General features: G+C 72.2%; 13 protein-coding genes. 8 read left to right on the plus strand and 5 right to left on the minus strand.

All coding sequences use genetic code 11. The features are described from left to right. The first annotated feature begins 5 nt into the window (after positions 1 to 5). From ACRAKI_RS31700 to ACRAKI_RS31710, 3 genes are read left to right on the plus strand one after another with little or no spacing between them, the layout of a single operon-like run. Entirely contained in the window at positions 6 to 368 is a 363-nt protein-coding gene (locus ACRAKI_RS31700) for a hypothetical protein (protein WP_447004164.1), read from the plus strand. A 13-nt stretch (positions 369 to 381) separates the two neighbouring features. Beyond that, the gene (locus tag ACRAKI_RS31705) at positions 382 to 2,016 is read left to right on the plus strand and encodes a PPE domain-containing protein (RefSeq protein WP_447004165.1); all 1,635 of its coding nucleotides are present in this window, start codon (positions 382 to 384) and stop codon (positions 2,014 to 2,016) included. Beyond that, on the plus strand, positions 2,013 to 2,768 hold the full coding sequence (locus tag ACRAKI_RS31710) for an ESX secretion-associated protein EspG (protein WP_447004166.1): 756 nt from the start codon (positions 2,013 to 2,015) through the stop codon (positions 2,766 to 2,768). Before ACRAKI_RS31705 ends, ACRAKI_RS31710 begins: the two co-directional genes overlap by 4 nt. On the opposite strand, the gene ACRAKI_RS31715 is transcribed toward ACRAKI_RS31710, so the two are convergent. Beyond that, the gene (locus tag ACRAKI_RS31715) at positions 2,765 to 3,229 is read right to left on the minus strand and encodes an imine reductase family protein (protein ID WP_447004167.1); all 465 of its coding nucleotides are present in this window, start codon (positions 3,227 to 3,229) and stop codon (positions 2,765 to 2,767) included. The genes ACRAKI_RS31710 and ACRAKI_RS31715 overlap by 4 nt on opposite strands. A gap of 517 nt (positions 3,230 to 3,746) precedes the next feature. Between ACRAKI_RS31715 and ACRAKI_RS31720 the strand changes: the two genes are divergently transcribed. Then, the gene (locus ACRAKI_RS31720; RefSeq protein WP_447004168.1) at positions 3,747 to 5,867 is read left to right on the plus strand and encodes a putative bifunctional diguanylate cyclase/phosphodiesterase; all 2,121 of its coding nucleotides are present in this window, start codon (positions 3,747 to 3,749) and stop codon (positions 5,865 to 5,867) included. A gap of 100 nt (positions 5,868 to 5,967) precedes the next feature. After that, positions 5,968 to 6,450: a GNAT family N-acetyltransferase gene (locus tag ACRAKI_RS31725; RefSeq protein WP_447004169.1), complete on the plus strand. Its 483-nt coding sequence runs from the start codon at positions 5,968 to 5,970 to the stop codon at positions 6,448 to 6,450. 65 nt (positions 6,451 to 6,515) lie between these two features. Here ACRAKI_RS31725 and ACRAKI_RS31730 read toward each other — a convergent pair whose 3' ends face one another. Then, entirely contained in the window at positions 6,516 to 7,751 is a 1,236-nt protein-coding gene (locus tag ACRAKI_RS31730; RefSeq protein WP_447004170.1) for a class I SAM-dependent methyltransferase, read from the minus strand. A gap of 14 nt (positions 7,752 to 7,765) precedes the next feature. Next, positions 7,766 to 9,151: an FAD-binding oxidoreductase gene (locus tag ACRAKI_RS31735; protein ID WP_447004171.1), complete on the minus strand. Its 1,386-nt coding sequence runs from the start codon at positions 9,149 to 9,151 to the stop codon at positions 7,766 to 7,768. Positions 9,152 to 9,239: 88 nt separating this feature from the next. Here ACRAKI_RS31735 and ACRAKI_RS31740 point away from each other — a divergent pair, with 88 nt between their 5' ends. The 3 genes from ACRAKI_RS31740 (at position 9,240) to ACRAKI_RS31750 (ending at position 13,635) form a co-directional block, all read left to right on the plus strand. Continuing rightward, positions 9,240 to 10,832 (plus strand): acyl-CoA dehydrogenase family protein, encoded by a 1,593-nt coding sequence (locus tag ACRAKI_RS31740; RefSeq protein ID WP_447004172.1) that lies wholly within the window; start codon positions 9,240 to 9,242, stop codon positions 10,830 to 10,832. Next, entirely contained in the window at positions 10,829 to 11,584 is a 756-nt protein-coding gene (locus ACRAKI_RS31745) for a crotonase/enoyl-CoA hydratase family protein (RefSeq protein ID WP_447004173.1), read from the plus strand. The genes ACRAKI_RS31740 and ACRAKI_RS31745 overlap by 4 nt, the downstream gene beginning before the upstream one ends. Positions 11,585 to 11,766: 182 nt before the next feature. Then, complete coding sequence (locus ACRAKI_RS31750; protein WP_447004174.1) at positions 11,767 to 13,635, plus strand: PPC domain-containing protein; 1,869 nt, start codon at positions 11,767 to 11,769, stop codon at positions 13,633 to 13,635. A 45-nt stretch (positions 13,636 to 13,680) separates the two neighbouring features. On the opposite strand, the gene ACRAKI_RS31755 is transcribed toward ACRAKI_RS31750, so the two are convergent. Both ACRAKI_RS31755 and ACRAKI_RS31760 read right to left on the minus strand, forming a co-directional pair. Further along, on the minus strand, positions 13,681 to 14,838 hold the full coding sequence (locus ACRAKI_RS31755; RefSeq protein WP_447004175.1) for an acyl-CoA dehydrogenase family protein: 1,158 nt from the start codon (positions 14,836 to 14,838) through the stop codon (positions 13,681 to 13,683). Between the two features lie 3 nt (positions 14,839 to 14,841). After that, positions 14,842 to 16,758, minus strand: a complete 1,917-nt coding sequence (locus ACRAKI_RS31760; protein ID WP_447004176.1) for an ATP-binding protein — start codon at positions 16,756 to 16,758, stop codon at positions 14,842 to 14,844. Positions 16,759 to 16,777: the final 19 nt, after the last annotated feature.

The following is a 16,777-nucleotide window of genomic DNA, read 5'->3' on the forward strand; positions in this document are numbered from 1 at the left end:
CGACCGTGAACGGTCGGCTCGTGGCGCTCCAGGAGACCGTGAACACCGGCCAGGTGTCGCTCGACCCGGTCACCGGCGAGGAGTTGCGCAAGATGCTCGTGGAGCAGATGGACCTGGTCGACTCCTGGCTGGAGCGCGCCGGCCGGCTGGCCCGTCCCGCGCCGCTGGGCGCGAACCCCGTCGGCGACCGGATGGCGCTCAAGTTCGAGGCGCGCGCGGACGGCGACCCGCGGTCGTTCGTCGCCGTGATGACCGCCTACCGCGAGGTCCTCCAGCAGACGCACGACTCGGTGCAGTGCGCGATCCGCAACTTCATCGCCATCGACGAGGAGCACGGCTCCGAGTTCGTCCGGCTGAACGCGAACTGAGAGGGCTGCGACGATGGCGGAGCAGGCAGGGCTGCCGGACCAGGAGATCGACCTGGTGCTGACCGACGCGCAGAACTGGGCGTCACGGTCGCACCGCGAGCTGTACGACGCGGTGCACAACAACAACGACCCCGGCCAGACCGGTGAGATCGGCTCCGAGTGGGGCCAGTTCGGCACCGAGCTCACCGAGTCCGCGACGCTGATCAACGAACGGGTCGCGGTCAGCGAGTCCGGCTGGACCGGCGGCGCCGCGGACGCCGCGCGGCTCGCGATCAAGGGCCTGGCCGAGTGGGTCACGCACACCGCCGCGACCGCGGTCGAGGTCGGCAAGCGGGTGCAGGACCAGAGCCAGATCATGGAGAACGCGCGGGCGAGCATGCCGGAGCCGGTCGAGTTCGACTGGAACCAGGCCACGGGGACGTTCACGGCGGGCGGCATCGCCGGGTTGGCGTCCTCGGCGGTCGACGTGCAGGCGGCCAACGAGAAGGCGCGGGCGTTGCACGAGCACGCCGTGACGGTCATGAGCACGATGGAGAACGAGTCGCGGGCGGTCGACCAGACCACGCCGCGGTTCACCGCGCCGTTCAACCCGGTCACCGGTCGGACCGAGGAGCCGCCGGCCATGCTGATGCGGACCCTGTCGGTGGAGGGCGGGGGCGGTGGCGGTGGTGCTGCCGGTGGTGCTGACGCCGGCGCGACCGCGCCCTCGAACTTCGCGGGGACGGCGCAGCAGTCCCGGCAGGCCGAGGCGCTGCAGCCGATGACGTCCGCACAGGCTGCGTCGTACGCGCCGCCGGCCCCGACTTCCCACACGGCTTCGGCCCAGCCCGGCGCGTACCCGGGTGGCGGCGGGACGTACGCGAGCGGCAGCATCGCGGCTCCCGGCGCGACGCCGAGTCCGGCGGTGTACCGGCCCGAGGGCACGACGGCTGCCGCGGCGGCGGCGCAGGTTCCGGTGGCCAACCCGTACACGCCGCGGTCCAGCTCGAGCTACACGCCGTCCGGTGGCGGCTACAACGCGTCCGGCTACAACCCGTCCGGCTACACGCCGCCGAGCAGCGGTCAGGTGCCGCCGTACCAGCCGGCCGCCCCGAACGCCGTGCCGCGCCAGGGCGGTGGCACCCTGCCGCCCGGCGTGAGGCCGCCGAACTACATCCCGGCCGGCTCCCCCGGCACGCCTCCGTTGCCCGGCGGCGGTGTCGGCGGCGGAAGTGGTGGCGGTGCCGGCGGAAGTGGCGGCGGCGGCCGGATGCCGATGGGCGGTATGCCCCCGGGCGGCTTCGGCGGTGCTCCCGGTTTCGGCGGCGGTCCCGGCTTCGGTCCCACCGGGTCCGGTGGGGCGGGCGGCGCCGGCGGGTCGTTGGCCGCCGGTGGTTCGACCGGCGCGGTCGGTGGTCCTGCCAACCCCGGTGCCCGTGGCGCGATGCCGGTCGGCGGGTTCGGTCCCGGTGGCGCGGGCGCGGCGGGCATGCCGATGGCCGGTGGCGCTCCGGGTGGCGCGCCGGCAGGTGGTCAGCAGGGCGAGGACAAGGAGCACCGGGCCGCCGCGTACATCCGGGGCGAGGACATCTTCGAGGTGCCGGGCGAGAACCTGCCGCCGTCGGTGATCGGCGGGGCGAAGCCGCGGAAGAAGGGCGACCAGTCGTGATCGAGCCCGAGTTCGTGCTCACGCCGCGACAGCTGGACGTGCTGTGGCACCACCTCGACCTCGGTCGCCTGCCCTACCCGCTGGACGTGCCGAGCCACGGCGCCACGGAAGAGGAACGCCGGCGGCTGCGGGAGGAGGTGCGCGCGGAGTACGGCGAGCCCGACCCCCGGCTGGTGGCGCTGCTCCGGCTGCTCGGCGACCACGAGGTGGCGGTCGACGCGATCGCCCACATCGACCGCGCGGTGCGGGCGGTGGCCGTGTCCGATGGTGAGCGGGGCGCGTTGGCGCTGATCGACAGCGGTTCGGTCGGTGTGCTGGAGATCCGGCCGACCGCGTTGGCCCGGTCGATCGTCGACGTGCTGCCGGACGGGTCGGCGGGGCCGGGCAGCGCGCTGTCGCTGCGGCTCGACGCGTTGACCGCGGCGGCGCAGGACGAGCCGGAGGACGACGAGGACGACCCGTGGGGCGGCGGGGAGCTGGACGAGCGGGAGGCGTTGCAGAAGGCGGGGTTGTCGCGCGAGGACGCGACGGTGGTCAGCGAGTTGGCCGGCAGCCGGGTCGCCGGTGGCCAGTTCGGGGTCACCGTCGGCACCGGCTACCGGCGGGACCGGGCCGGCACGCTGATCACCTGGTTCGACACCCACCAGGGCCGCTACCTGATGGTGCACGAGAACGGCTGGCTCAGCCTCGCCCCCACCGACAACGACCGCATCGCCACCCGCATCGCCGCAGTCCTCGCCACCCTCCCCTAACCCACCCACCCCGCGAGTCCTCCACCCAGACACCGCGAGTCCTCCGTTCGGAACGCGTGAGTCGTACCTCCGGAACACCCGTGTCCTGCGTTCGGAACACCCGAGTTCAAACGCTCGGACGCGGGAGACGACCGGAACCGCTCGACCAGCCGCGAGTAGCTGTCGTCCCCGTGCCCGCCCCCGACCACCGCGCGGTGCTTCAACGCCCCGAACGGCACCGCGTGCTCGCCCCGGTCCACCTCGTCCGCCAACGACGGCAGGTAGCCGAGCAGCCCGCTCAACGACGCCCCCGCGTGCCCCGGGAACCGCTTCACCTCGACGCCCTCGCTCGACAGCAGCGCCGCCGCGTGCAGGAACCCGTTGAGCGTCCCCCACATCGTGTCGTTCACGGCCAGCCCGAACAGCGCCGGCATGCCCGCGATGTCACCGAGGTAGGTCCCACGCCTCGCCGGACGTCCCATCGGTCAGGTTCACGACCGCACGCCCGGCCAGTGACCCGGCCGACGCCAGGGCTCTCCCGCGCGGCGCCATTGCCCTTGACGTTCACCACCAGAAGATCACTCGCCGCGACGGCCTCCGCCACGGACGGCGCAACCGACGCCCCTTCCTCCACCAGCGCATCGGCCTTGCCGTCGTGCGGTTCCACACCGTGGTCCGCTGCCCGCCCACCAGGAACCCGGCGGCCACAGCGGACCCCATCTCCCCCGGACCAAGCACTGTCACAGCCATGCCCCGACGCCGAAACCTCGAGCCGGCCCGAGGTCAAGCACCGCCCCGGCGGCATTCCGGCCCGCCTCGATCGCCCTCCCGCTCAACCACCCGAGACCGCTACGCTCACTGCGCCCCAACGGTCCACCCTTACACCATTCGAGTGACAATGGACCGCAATTCGCACGCCGGTGTACCACGGTGATCACTTCACCCGATACGTCGAACACAGGGTGACCGATGACGATTGGCCCGCAGAGCTGAATGACCATGGTCGAACAGGCAGGCACGGTGCGACCCGCTGACGCGTCCGGGGAGTCCTCCGGAATCCGGGACGGGTTCGCGCGCGACTGGGCTGCCGCCATCACGCCCACCGTCCCCCCGTCCGCCGCGCTGCCGCGTCCCCTGCTGGAGGAGCTGCTCGCCGGGTTCACCGACGACCTGCGCACCGCGCTCCGGCACGATCGCCCGACGTCCGCGCGCCAGGTCGGTCGCGGTCTGGTCGAGCACGGCCTGGTGTCGACCGAGACGCTGGAGCGCACGCTCGCGTTCGTCGGCGAGAACCTGGCCACCGACCTGCCTGCCGATCCGGCCACCGATCACAAACACCTGATCGGCGTACTCAGCGCACTCGCGGCCGGATTCAGTGACGCCCTGCGCACGAATACCCGGGAAGGGCACGGGAAGAACTCCACCCAATCAGCCGAATCAGCCGCACGAAGGGGTGAAGCGAAGTTCCGAGCCGTATTTCAGACATCGGCGCTCGCCATCGCGGTCTCCGACGTGAACGGCCTGATCCTCGACTGCAACGAGGCGTTGCTCGCGATGCTCGACCGCACCGCCGACGAACTGGTCGGGACCGTCGCCCGCGACCTGGTGCACCCCGACGACCGTGACCTGATCTCCCGGGTGGCCCGGCAGCTGACGACCGGCCGCGAGCACGTGCGCGTGGAGACGCGGCTGGTCCGCGCGGACGGCGAGGTCGTCGACGTGCTCGTCGCGTTGGCCTTGCTCCGCGACGACGACGGCGCGCCCGCCTTCTACGTGACGATGATCGAGAGCCTGGACGAGGTCCGCGCGCTCCAGGCGCAGCTGGTCCGGCAGAGCCTGCACGACATGCAGACCGGCCTGGCGAACCGGGCGCAGTTCGTCGGCTGGCTGGAGGGCGCGGTCGGCGCGAAGGGGCCCGCGACGCTCGCGCTGGTCGTGTTCGACCTCGACGGGTTCCGGGTGGTCAACGACGCGTTCGGGCACGACGTCGGCAACCTCATCCTGACCGCCGTCGCCGGGCACCTGCGGTCGGTGTTCGACGGGATCGGGCAGTTGGCCCGGATCGGCCCGGACGAGTTCGGCGTGCTGATCCGCGACCCGGCCGACGTGCCGACCGTGGTGGCGCTCGCCGAGTCCGCCGTCGACATGCTCGCCGAGCCGGTGTGGGTGGGTGACGACGGCATCGGCGTGACGGCCAGCGTCGGCATCGTCGTGCAGCCCGCGCGCGGGGCTGACGCGGTCGAGCTGCTGCGGTGCGTCGATCTGACCGTGCGGTGGGCCAAGGACGACGGCAAGGCCCAGTGGGCGCTTTACGACCAGGGCCGCGACCAGCGCGAACGCGCGCGGATGCGGTTGGCCGCGTCCATCTCGGGCGGGCTGGAGCAGGGCGAGTTCCGGGTCGACTACGAGCCGGTGCACTCGCTGGCGGACGGGTCGCTGCTCGCCGTCGAGGCGCGGTTGCGGTGGGACCACCCGACGGAGGGCCTGCTGGACCCGCAGACGCTGGTGTCGCTGTCGACGTGCACCGGGATGGTGGTGCGGCTCTGCGAGTGGGCCATCGGGCAGGCGTGCGCCGACGCCGGTCGCTGGCACGCCGAGTTCGGGGCCGCCGCACCGGTGCTGAGCATGGACCTGAGCGCGCGGCAGTGCCAGGAGCCGGAACTGGTGGCGACCGTGCGGCGGGCGTTGCGGGAGAGCGGGCTGCCGGCGGCGATGCTGCAGTTCGAGCTGGGCGAGCAGCTGCCCGCGTTGATCAGCGACGACCAGGTGGACGAGCTGACGTTCCTGGCCGAGCACGGGGTGCGGCTGGTGCTCGACCAGGTCGGTGGCGGCAACGTGCCGGTGGACCGGCTGCGGCGGATCCCGTTGAGCGGGGTGAAGTTCCAGGGTTCGCCGGTGTACGGGTTGGCGGAGGGCGCGAACCGGATCGACGAGAGCGCGGCCGTGACGCTGCTCAGGTGGACGCGGACGCTGGGAGTTCCCGTGTACGCGGCGGGTGTGCGCACGGAGTTCGAGGCGCGGCGGTTGGCGGAGCTGGGTGTGACGGGGGCGCAGGGGCCGCTGTACGGGTCTTCGTGGCTGACGTTCGACGAGGTGTCCGCGGTCCTGGGCCGGAGCTGATCGAGGGCCGGAGCTGATCGAGGGCCGGCGCTGATGCCGCGCGGGGTCCGAGCGTTGAATTCGGGTGTTCCGGACGCAGGACTCGCGGGATAGTGGTGGGGTGGACGTTGCACTCGTGGCGGTCGCCGAGGCGGACAAGCCCGTGCTGGCCAACCTGATCCAGCTCTACCAGCACGACTTCTCCGAGATCCGCGAGCTGCCGCTCACCCGGCACGGCACCTTCGGCTACTCCTACCTGGACCACTACTTCACCGAGCGGGCGCGCGAGGCGTACTTCATCGAGAACGGCGGCGAGCCGGCCGGGTTCGCCCTGGCCCGCGGCGACGTCGACGCGGACGGCTCGTGGAACGTCGCCGAGTTCTTCGTCGTGCGCGGCCACCGGCGGAAGGGGGTGGCACGGGAAGCGGCACGCCTGCTGTTCGCCCGCCACCCCGGTGTCTGGACGTTGAACTTCGACCACGCCAACGACGCCGCCGCGGCGTTCTGGCCGTCCGTCGCCGCGTCGATCGCGGTGGGGCCGGTGGACGCGGCCGACGTCGTCGGGGAAGTGCCGTGCACGCGGCTGAGGTTCCGGGTGGCCTGACCGCCAGGCCACCCGGGCGTCACCTCAGCCCGGCCACGTCAGCCCCACGCCGTCAGCCCACCACGTCAGCCCAGCCACTCGGGCCGCAACGGCATGTGGGACCTGGCGCCGTCCAGCTTCACACCCAGCACCTGGTGCAGCTGGATGTTGTTCCGCTCGAACCCGAGCCGGGACGCGGCCAGGTACAGCCGCCACACCCGCGCCCGGCCCAGCCCCACCTCGGCCACTGCGTCGTCCCAGTGCTCCTCGAGGTTGTCGCACCACGCCGCCAGCGTCATCGCGTAGTGCTCGCGCAGGTTCTCCTCGTGCCGCACCTCGAACCCGGTGTCGTGCATCAACGACACGATGTGCCCCGGCCCGACCAGCTCGCCGTCCGGGAACACGTACCGGTTGATGAACCCGCCGGTCCGCGCCGGCTGCTTGTTGTCCGGCCGGGTGATGCAGTGGTTGAGCATCCGCCCGCCGGGCCGCAGCTTCCGGTACAGGGACTGGAAGTACGCGGGCAGCTTGGCCTTGCCGATGTGCTCGGTCAGGCCGATCGAGCTGATCGCGTCGAACCCGCCCTCCCGCACGTCCCGGTAGTCGAGGTACCGCACCTCGGCCAGGTCGGACAGCCCGGCCTCCACGATCGCCTTCTGCGCCCACTCGGCCTGGTTGCGCGACAGCGTCACGCCCAGCGCGCGCACGCCGTACTCCCGCGCCGCGTGCACCACCATCCCGCCCCAGCCGCAGCCCACGTCCAGCAGCCGCATCCCCGGCCGCAGCCCGAGCTTGCGCGCCACCAGGTCGTGCTTGGCGAACTGGGCCTGTTCCAAAGTGGACTCCGCCGTCGGGTACACCGCGCACGTGTACGCCATGGACGGTCCGAGGACCCACTCGTAGAACGTGTTCGACACGTCGTAGTGGTGCGCGATCGCCTCGCGGTCACGCGCCTTCGAGTGCCGCAGGCCGTGCAGCCGGCGCTCCTGCGGCGGCACCTCCACCCGCGTCCGCAGCCGGGTGCGCCCCAGCGTGGCCAGCAACTCCACCCGCTCGGCCCACGGCAACCCCCGCAGCGACATCTCCGACAGGTGCCGCAACGCCCCGTACACCCCGCCGATGATCTCCAGGTGCCCGGTCACGTACGCGCGTGCCAGGCCGAGCTCACCCGGTGCCGACGCCAGGTACGACAACGCCTCCGGCGTGCGCACCTCGATGCCCACACTCGCGTCGGCCGGCCCCGCCTCGCTGCCGTCGTACGCGCTGAACCGCACGGACGCGTCGCCTCCGACCGCCCGCTGGAACACCTCCGCCAACCGCATGGCCCCGGCTCCCTTCACCTACGGAGAACACACTTGGCGTACAGATCGGGCAGCCTGCCCGCAGGGTCGTACCGCTCCTTCAGCTCCTGGTACGTCGAGCCGTTGTAGTTGGCCCAGAACTCCCCCTCGCGGTAGTACGAGTCGGAGTACAGCGACTTGTGCCCGCCCAGCTCGGTGACCTTGTCCTCGATCATCCGGTTCCGGCTGCCCTGCTCCTCGCCCGGCCGCAGCGAGACCGTCGACCAGAAGCCGACGTTGACGTACAGCACGTCCGGGTCCATCGGGTACAGCGGCCAGACGCCGTCCCGGCTGCGCAGCCGCACCGGGCACAGCCACACCGGGCTGATGCCGATCTCCCGGTGGAAGAAGTCGAGGAACTCGGCGAGCCGGTCGACCGGGATCTCCACGTCCTGGATCACCGGCTCCTGCACCGCCTTGCTCAGCCGGTCGGACAGCTTGTGCCGCCGGTCCCACGCCACGACCTTGCGGTACACGTCGGACCGCAGGTACCGCTTGGGCACCAGCCGCCGCACCAGCGGGTGCTGCACGCCGAACGCCCGCGAGCACCAGAACCAGTCGGTGTCCCACCGCCACAGGTAGTCCCGGACGGTCAGGTAGTCGGTCCGCCGCCGCTGGATGGACCGGTAGTAGACCTGGTTGCCGGTGTAGTCCGACGTCCACGGCGCGGTGCCGGCCCAGCTCCCGAACGTCAGGTACTGCTCGCCGCCGGAGAACACCGTGCCGTCCACGAAGTCGACCGGTTCGCCTTGGTAGGCGCGTTCGGCGCAGACCGCCGCGATCACCTCGGCGCACTCCCCCGCAGCGCCGAACGGCACGTGGCGCAGCTTCACGTACGGCTTCACCGGTTCGAGCTCGATCTCCAGCCGCAGCGCGTAGCCGAGCGTGCCGTACGAGTTCGGGAAGCCCCGGAAGAGACCCCCGTGCACGTCGTCGTGGGGACTGGTCACCACGACCTCGCCGGCGCCGGTCATCACCTCCAGCTCGCGCACCGACTCGTGCGGCAGACCGTTGCGGAACGAACTGGACTCGATACCGAGGCCCGCCACCGCGCCGCCGAGCGTGATCGTCTTGAGCTGCGGCACGACCAGCGGCATCAGGCCGTGCGGCAGGGTGGCGTCCACCAGGTCTTCGTAGGTCGTCATGCCCTGCACCCGGGCGGTTCGGGCCTCCGGGTCGACCGACAGCACCCGGTCGAACCGGGCCACGTCGAGGCCGCCGGACTGGTCGGCGCGGAATCGGAAGAGGTTCGACGTCGACTTGGCCAGGCGCACCGGCGCGCCCGCCGGGATGGCCGCGTACTGGCCGCGCAACGCGGCGACCGCCCGTCCGTGGTCCGACTCCCCGTCCTGCTCGGAGTGGTCCTGCACGTGATCCCTCACCGGACCGACGTTAGGCCGCCGTGGCTTGATCAGCACCCCCAAAATCGGCCTACAAGCAAGTTACCCACGGGTAGTACGCTGAGTGGTTATGACCCACGCCACGCACGAGGTGACCAACCAGGTCCCGCCGCTGGAAGGCCACGACACCTCCGCCGACCCGGCACTGCTGGACGGTCTGCACCGGGCCGGCGCGGCGTGGGCGGAGCCCGAGGTGCGCGCGCTCGGCGTGCTGGCCGGCACGGCGCACGTCCAGGCCCTCGGTCGGCAGGCGAACGCGTACCCGCCCGTGCTGCACACGCACGACCGGTACGGGCACCGGATCGACGAGGTCGAGTTCCACCCCGCCTGGCACGAGCTGATGGAGACCGCCGTGTCGAGCGGCCTGCACGCGGCGGCGTGGCAGGACGACCGGCCGGGCGCGCACGTCGCCCGCGCGGCCAAGTTCTTCGTGTGGAGCCAGGCGGAGGCGGGGCACGGGTGCCCGATCTCGATGACGTACGCCGCCGTGCCCGCGTTGCGCACGACGCCCGAGCTGGCGTCGCGGTACGAACCGCTGCTGGCGTCCCGCGAGTACGACTTCGGGCTGCGCGCGCCGCTGACCAAGCGCGGGTTGATCGCGGGCATGTCGATGACCGAGAAGCAGGGCGGCTCGGACGTGCGGGCGAACACCACGCGGGCCGTGCCGCAGGGCGACCACCACCTGCTGACCGGGCACAAGTGGTTCACGTCCGCGCCGATGTCCGACCTGTTCCTGACGCTGGCGCAGGCGCCGGGCGGCCTGTCGTGCTTCCTGGTGCCCAGGGTGCTGCCGGACGGCACGCGCAACGCGATGTTCCTGCAACGGCTCAAGGACAAGCTGGGCAACAAGTCGAACGCGTCGGCGGAGCTGGAGTACGACGGCGCGGTCGGGTGGCTGGTCGGCGAGGAGGGTCGGGGCGTGCGGACCATCATCGAGATGGTCAACACGACCCGGCTGGACTGCGTGCTCGGCTCGGCGTCCGGGATGCGGCTCGGGTTGACGCAGGCCACGCACCACGCGGCGCACCGCAAGGCGTTCGGGGCGTACCTGATCGACCAGCCCGCGATGCGCAACGTGCTGGCCGACCTGGCGGTGGAGTCGGAGGCGGCGACGACGGTGGCGCTGTGGCTGGCCGGCAACCGCAGTCGGCTGGGGCTGGCGGTGTCGAAGTACTGGGTGTGCAAGCGGGCTCCCGCGCACGCGGCCGAGGCGTTGGAGTGCTTGGGCGGCAACGGCTACATCGAGGACTCGGGTCTGCCGCGGCTGTTCCGCGAGTCGCCGCTGATGTCCATCTGGGAGGGTTCGGGCAACGTCGCCGCGCTGGACGCGTTGCGCGCTCTCGGGCGTTCTCCCGAGGCGGTGGAGGAGTTCTTCGGCGAGCTGGACGCGGCGCGGGGCTCGGACCGGCGGCTGGACGCGGCGGTGGACGGGATCAAGGCCGAGCTGACCGACCTCGGTGACCTGGAGGTGCGGGCCCGGCGGCTGGTGGAGCGGATGGCGCTGGCGTTGCAGGGTTCGCTGCTGGTGCGCCACGGGCACCCGGCGGTGGCGGACGCGTTCTGCGCGTCCCGGCTGTCCGGCGACTGGGGCGCGGCGTTCGGCACCCTGCCGCGCGGCGTGGACTTCGGCGCGATCGTCGAGCGGGGGTTGCCGAAGCTGTGAGCGCCGTGCGAGTGGAGCGTTCCGGTCCGGTGTTCACCGTCCTGCTGAACCGGCCCGCCGTGCGCAACGCGGTGGACGGCCCGACGGCGCACACGTTGGCGGAGGTGTTCCGGGAGTTCGACGAGGACCCGACGGCGGCGGTGGCCGTGCTGCACGGCGAGGGCGGCACGTTCTGCTCGGGCGCGGACCTGAAGGCCCTGGGTTCTCCCCGGAGCAACGACCCGGAGTCGCCGTCCGGCCCGATGGGGCCGACCCGCCTGCGTCTGTCGAAGCCCGTGATCGCCGCCGTCTCCGGTCACGCGGTGGCGGGCGGGTTGGAGCTGGCCCTGTGGTGCGACCTCCGGGTGGCCGACGAGGACGCGGTGTTCGGCGTGTTCTGCCGGCGTTGGGGCGTGCCGCTGGTCGACGGCGGCACGGTCCGCCTGCCCCGGTTGATCGGCACGTCGCGCGCCATGGACCTGGTCCTGACCGGCAGGCCGGTGGCCGCCGACGAGGCGCTGGCCATCGGCTTGGCGAACCGGGTGGTGCCGGCCGGCACGTCGAGGTCGGCCGCCGAGGCGCTGGCGCTGGAGATCGCCGCGTTCCCCCAGACGTGCCTGCGGGAGGACCGCTCGTCGGTCCTCGAACAGGAAGGCCTGTCGGAAGAGGACGCCCTGGCCAACGAGCTGCGCCACGGCCTGGTCTCACTGCGAGAGGTGGAACAGGGCCTCCGCCGCTTCCGCTCCGGCGAAGGCCGCCACGGCCACTTCTGATCCGTCGGCGTGACGGACCGGCCCGTGTGCCGGGTCGGCGGCACGCCCGTGAGGCCGAACGCCGGAGCCGCCGCCGCACGTTCGCGCCACCGATCCGCGTGAACGGGCCAACCTCGCCGAAAGCCCGGACCTGCCGGCCCTCACGCGATTTCCTGGAGATCCGGAGCTCTAGGGGGAACACGATGACAAAGCGCTTACAAGGCGTGCTGGCAGCGGGTGTGGCCGTCTCGCTCGTGCTGGGCGGGCAGTCCCCGGCCACCGCCGACCGGCAGTCCGTCCAGCGGATCCAACCCGACCCGGTGCTGATGTTCCCGTCGAACCGGGCGGACACCGACTGGGCCGCGGTCGCCCGCGACCGGTCGGTGAAGGCGGAGGCACGCGACCAGCGCTTCGACGCGCAGGTCGCGTTGCCGTACCGGGAGCGGGAGGCGGCGGGCACGACAGGCGCCAACGACACACCGGGGACGGCCGAGCACATCGCGGGGTTCGGCACCCGCCGGAACACGAACCCGAAGGTCGCGCTGACCGGCGACCTCAAGCCGGACGGCACGATCCCCACGTTGCCGCCGTTCGCCGAGACCAACGACGCGATCGGCCTCGCGAGCGACGTCGGCATCGGGGACGTCCGCCAGGCCGTGCGCACCGGCGGCACGATCGGCGACGGCCCGCACGGCAGCGCCGGCGACGGCACCGGTGACGTCGACTTCCACCGGCTCGCCGGCGGGACGTCGGGGGTGACGTTCAGCGCGCGGACGTCCACCCCGGTCGGGGACCTCGACACGGTCCTCGCGCTGTTCGACGCCGACGGCGGCCTGTGGGACATCAGCGGCGACACCGCCGGCTCCACCGACTCCGCCATCACGTTCACCATCCCGCCGGGCGAGCAGTTCTACCTGATGGTGGGCTCGGACCCGTTCGGGCTGCCGCGCGACCCCAAGACGCCCGGCACCGGCGACGGCGTCCGCACCGAGGGCCCGTACGAGCTGCGGATCACCAGCGGCAAGAGCAGCGGCGACCTCGACTACTACTCGTTCGACCTGCGTGCCGGCGACGTGCTCGGCGCGTCCCTCTCGGGTGGCGGGACGAGGCTCGCGGTGCACGACCCGGCGGGCCGCGAGGTGTTCGGCTCGACTCAGGACTTCACCTCCCTCTTCGCCGTCGACTCGCCGATGCCCGGCGGCGGCAACGCCGTCGTGGACTTCGTGGCCCCGGGTGACGGCCGCTACCGGCTCGGCGTCGAGGCGGGCGAAGGTCCGTACGACGTCAAGCTCGAAGCGTTCCGCCCCGGCACCGAAACCGCTCCGCGCGGCTCCGTGCACGCGGTCTTCCTGGACTTCGACGGCGCCAGGGTGAACACGGCGATCTACGGCAACGGCGGCGGTCTCCGCGACCTCTCCCCGCTGTCGCGCTTCCTGCCCGGCTGGGGGCTCACCACGCGCGACGAGTCCGCGTTGATCGACGCGATCATCGCGACCGTGCGGGAGAACCTCGAACGGGACATGATCGCCAAGGGCACCAACCCCCGGTTCGCGCTGCGCCTGCTCAACAGCCGCGACCACGCCGACCCGTGGGGACGCCCGAACGTCAGCCGCGTCATCGTCGGCGGCAGCACGGCCGAGTCGGGCATCTCCACGATCGGCATCGCGCAGTCGATCGACGCCGGCAACTTCGGTCGTGAGGAGACCGCGCTGATGCTGCTCGACGAGCTGAGCGGACCGGCCGGACCGGCGTGGTCGCTCAACTCGCACGTCGGCGCGGGCAGCGACAAGATCGCGTTCATCGGCCGCGCGGTCGGGAACATCACCAGCCACGAGATCGGGCACATGTCGGGCAGCTGGCACACCAACGGGCGCAACGACGTGCACGGCATCATGGACCCGGGCGGCAACCCGGCGGTGATGTTCGGCGTCGGCCCGGACGGCCTCGGCGGCACGGCCGACGACCCGGACCTCGACCTGGTCGAGGAGGAGCTGAGCCCCGACGAGGGCTTCACCGGCGTCCAGGACACCGTCAACCGCACCGCCTGGGCGTTCGTGCGGGGCACGGGCTGACCTGCGGCACGGCACGCTGGGCCCGTGCCGCACTCCGGCACGGGCCTAGCTCTTCAGCCCGAGTTCCCGCGCGATCAGCATCTTCTGGACCTCGCTGGTGCCCTCGCCGATCTCCAGGATCTTGGCGTCGCGGTAGAACCGGCCCACCGGGAACTCGTTCATGAAGCCGTAGCCGCCGAAGATCTGGGTCGCCTCGCGCGCGTTGTCCATCGCCGCCTCGGACGACACCAGCTTGGCGATCGCCGCCTCGCGCTTGAACGGCTCGCCGCGCAGCATCTTCGCCGCCGCCTGGTAGTACGCCAACCGCGAGGTGTGGGTGCGCGCCTCCATCTCGGCGAGCTTGAACTGGATCGCCTGGTAGGAGCCGATCTTGTGGCCGAACGCCTCGCGCTCGCCCACGTACCGCAGGCACTCGTCCACGCACCCCTGCGCCAGGCCGACGCCGATGGCCGCGATCGCCACCCGGCCCTCGTCCAGCGTCTGGAGGAACTGCGCGTACCCGCGCCCGCGCTCGCCGACCAGGTTCGCCACCGGCACCCGGCAGTCCTGGAACGACAGCTCACGCGTGTCCGACGCGTTCCAGCCGACCTTGGAGTACTTGCGCGACACGGAGAACCCGGGCGTGCCGCTGGGCACGATGATCGCCGAGATCTCCGGCTTGTCGTTCTCCCGCCGCCCGGTGATCGCCGCGACCGTCACCAGACCGGTGATGTCCGTGCCCGAGTTGGTGATGAACGCCTTGGTCCCGTTGATCACCCACTCGTCACCGTCGAGCCGCGCGGTGGTCCGCAGCGCGCCCGCGTCCGACCCGCCGCCGGGCTCGGTCAGCCCGAACGCACCCAGCACGGAGCCGGAGCACATCCGCGGCAGCCAGGCGGCCTTCTGCTCGGCGGACCCGAACCGGTACAGCGGCACGGAGCCGAGCGAGACCCCGGCCTCCAGCGTGATGGCCACCGAGGAGTCGACCCGCGCCAGCTCCTCCAACGCCAGGCACAGCGCGAAGTAGTCGCCGCCCATGCCGCCGAACTCCTCCGGGAACGGCAGGCCGAACAGGCCCATCCGCCCCATCTTGGCGACGATCTCGTACGGGAACTCCTCCCGCTCGTAGAACCCGCCGATGACCGGCGCGACCTCTTCGCGGGCGAACTCCTCGACGGTCTTGCGCAGCGCCTCGTAGTCCTCGTCAAGGCGGAAGTCCAACATCGTTCACTCCTCGTGGGGCACGACGACGGCCAGGGGTTGGTCCAGCGCGACCTGTTGGCCCGCCTGGACCCGCACTTCGGTGAGCACGCCCGACACGGGTGCCGTGACGGTGTGCTCCATCTTCATCGCTTCGACCACGAACAACGGCTGACCGGCGGTCACGTGCTCACCCTCGGCAGCACGCACCACCAGCACCGTGCCGGGCATCGGGCTGGTCACCGGACCACCGCCGGCCGCCACCGCCGACGACGACACCTCGGACGGCGGCGTCTCGGTCAACGCCCACGTGCGCCCGTCCACGCCGAGCCACAGCACGTCACCGGAGCGGGCCATCGCATACCGCCGACCACCGACGACGAGCCGGTCGCCGTCCACGGAAGCGCTGAGCCGCAACGGTTCCCGACCGCCGACCGACACCTCGTCACCGCGCACGCGGACCTCGACGCCGTCGATGAGCCACGTGGTCCACGCGTGCTCGCCGACCCGCCACCCGCCGGACCGCTCCCACGGGTCGTCACCGCGCACCGCGAGCTGCCGCTCCAACGCCGCCGCCGCCAACACCTCGTCCGGCACCTCGTGGCGCACCAGCGACTCCAGCTTGCGCTCCACCAACCCGGTGTCCAACGCGCCCGCGCGGACGTCCGGGTCGGCCAGCAGCGCCCGCAGGAACGGGATGTTCGTCGTCACGCCGAGCACGACCATCCGCCCCAGGGCGGAGTCCAGCCGGCGCAACGCCTCCCCGCGCGTCGCCCCGTGCGCGATCACCTTGGCGAGCATCGGGTCGTAGTCGCTGCCGACGACCGACCCGACCCGCAGCGCCGAGTCCACCCGCACGTCGGAGGGCTCGTGCAGCGCCAGCACCGTGCCGCCGGTCGGCAGGAACCCGCGCGCCGGGTCCTCGGCGTAGACCCGCGCTTCCACGGCGTGCCCCGTGAGCCGCACGTCGTCGAGCCGGAGGTGCTCGCCCGACGCCACGCGCAGCTGCCACTCGACCAGGTCGACGCCGGTCGCCAGCTCGGTGACGGGGTGCTCGACCTGGAGCCGGGTGTTCATCTCCATGAAGAAGTAGTCGCCGGACGCGCCGTCCACGATGAACTCGACCGTGCCCGCGCCGACGTACCCGACGGCCTTCGCCGCCTCGACCGCCGCCGTGCCCATGGCGTCCCGCATCTCGGGCGTGACCAGCGGCGACGGCGCTTCCTCGATGATCTTCTGGTGCCGCCGCTGGAGGCTGCACTCACGCTCGCCGAGGTGCACCACGTGGCCGTGCGCGTCGGCCATGACCTGGATCTCGATGTGCCGCGGGTTGCCGATGAACCGCTCGATCAGCAGCGCGTCGTCGCCGAACGACCCGCGCGCCTCCCGCCGCGCCGACTCGATGGCGTCCCGCAGGCCGTCGCCGGACTCCACCAGCCGCATGCCCTTGCCACCACCACCGGCGGACGGCTTCAGCAGCACCGGGAACCCGATCTCGGCCGCCGCGGCCACCAGGTCGTCGTCGGTCATCCCGACCTCGGTCCGCCCCGGCACCACCGGCACACCGGCCGCCGCGACGGTCAGCTTGGCGCGGATCTTGTCGCCCATCGCCTCGATCGCCTCGGCGGGCGGCCCGATGAACACCAGCCCGGCCTTGTCGCAGGCCCGCGCGAACTCCGCGTTCTCGGCGAGGAACCCGTACCCGGGGTGCACGGCCTGAGCCCCGCTCGACACCGCGGCCTCGGTGATCCGCTCGATCGACAGGTAGCTCTCCCGCGCCGACGCCGGCCCGATCCGCACCGCCACGTCCGCCAGCCGCACGTGCAGCGCGTCCACGTCCGCGTCGCTGTAGACCGCCACCGACCGGATCCCGAACCTCCGCAACGCGCGGATCACGCGCACCGCGATCTCACCGCGGTTGGCCACCAGAACGGTGTCGAACATCCCTTGCCGCACCATCTCC

The organism is Saccharothrix isguenensis (assembly GCF_052936305.1).

Coding starts and splice junctions, on each gene's coding strand:
- ACRAKI_RS31730 (WP_447004170.1), bottom strand. CDS start 7,751: ATGCGGTTGGCGGAGGTGTTCCAGCGGGCGGTCGGAGGCGACGCGTCC.
- ACRAKI_RS31720 (WP_447004168.1), top strand. CDS start 3,747: ATGGTCGAACAGGCAGGCACGGTGCGACCCGCTGACGCGTCCGGGGAG.
- ACRAKI_RS31740 (WP_447004172.1), top strand. CDS start 9,240: ATGACCCACGCCACGCACGAGGTGACCAACCAGGTCCCGCCGCTGGAA.
- ACRAKI_RS31760 (WP_447004176.1), bottom strand. CDS start 16,758: ATGTTCGACACCGTTCTGGTGGCCAACCGCGGTGAGATCGCGGTGCGC.
- ACRAKI_RS31715 (WP_447004167.1), bottom strand. CDS start 3,229: ATGGGACGTCCGGCGAGGCGTGGGACCTACCTCGGTGACATCGCGGGC.
- ACRAKI_RS31750 (WP_447004174.1), top strand. CDS start 11,767: ATGACAAAGCGCTTACAAGGCGTGCTGGCAGCGGGTGTGGCCGTCTCG.
- ACRAKI_RS31705 (WP_447004165.1), top strand. CDS start 382: ATGGCGGAGCAGGCAGGGCTGCCGGACCAGGAGATCGACCTGGTGCTG.
- ACRAKI_RS31755 (WP_447004175.1), bottom strand. CDS start 14,838: ATGTTGGACTTCCGCCTTGACGAGGACTACGAGGCGCTGCGCAAGACC.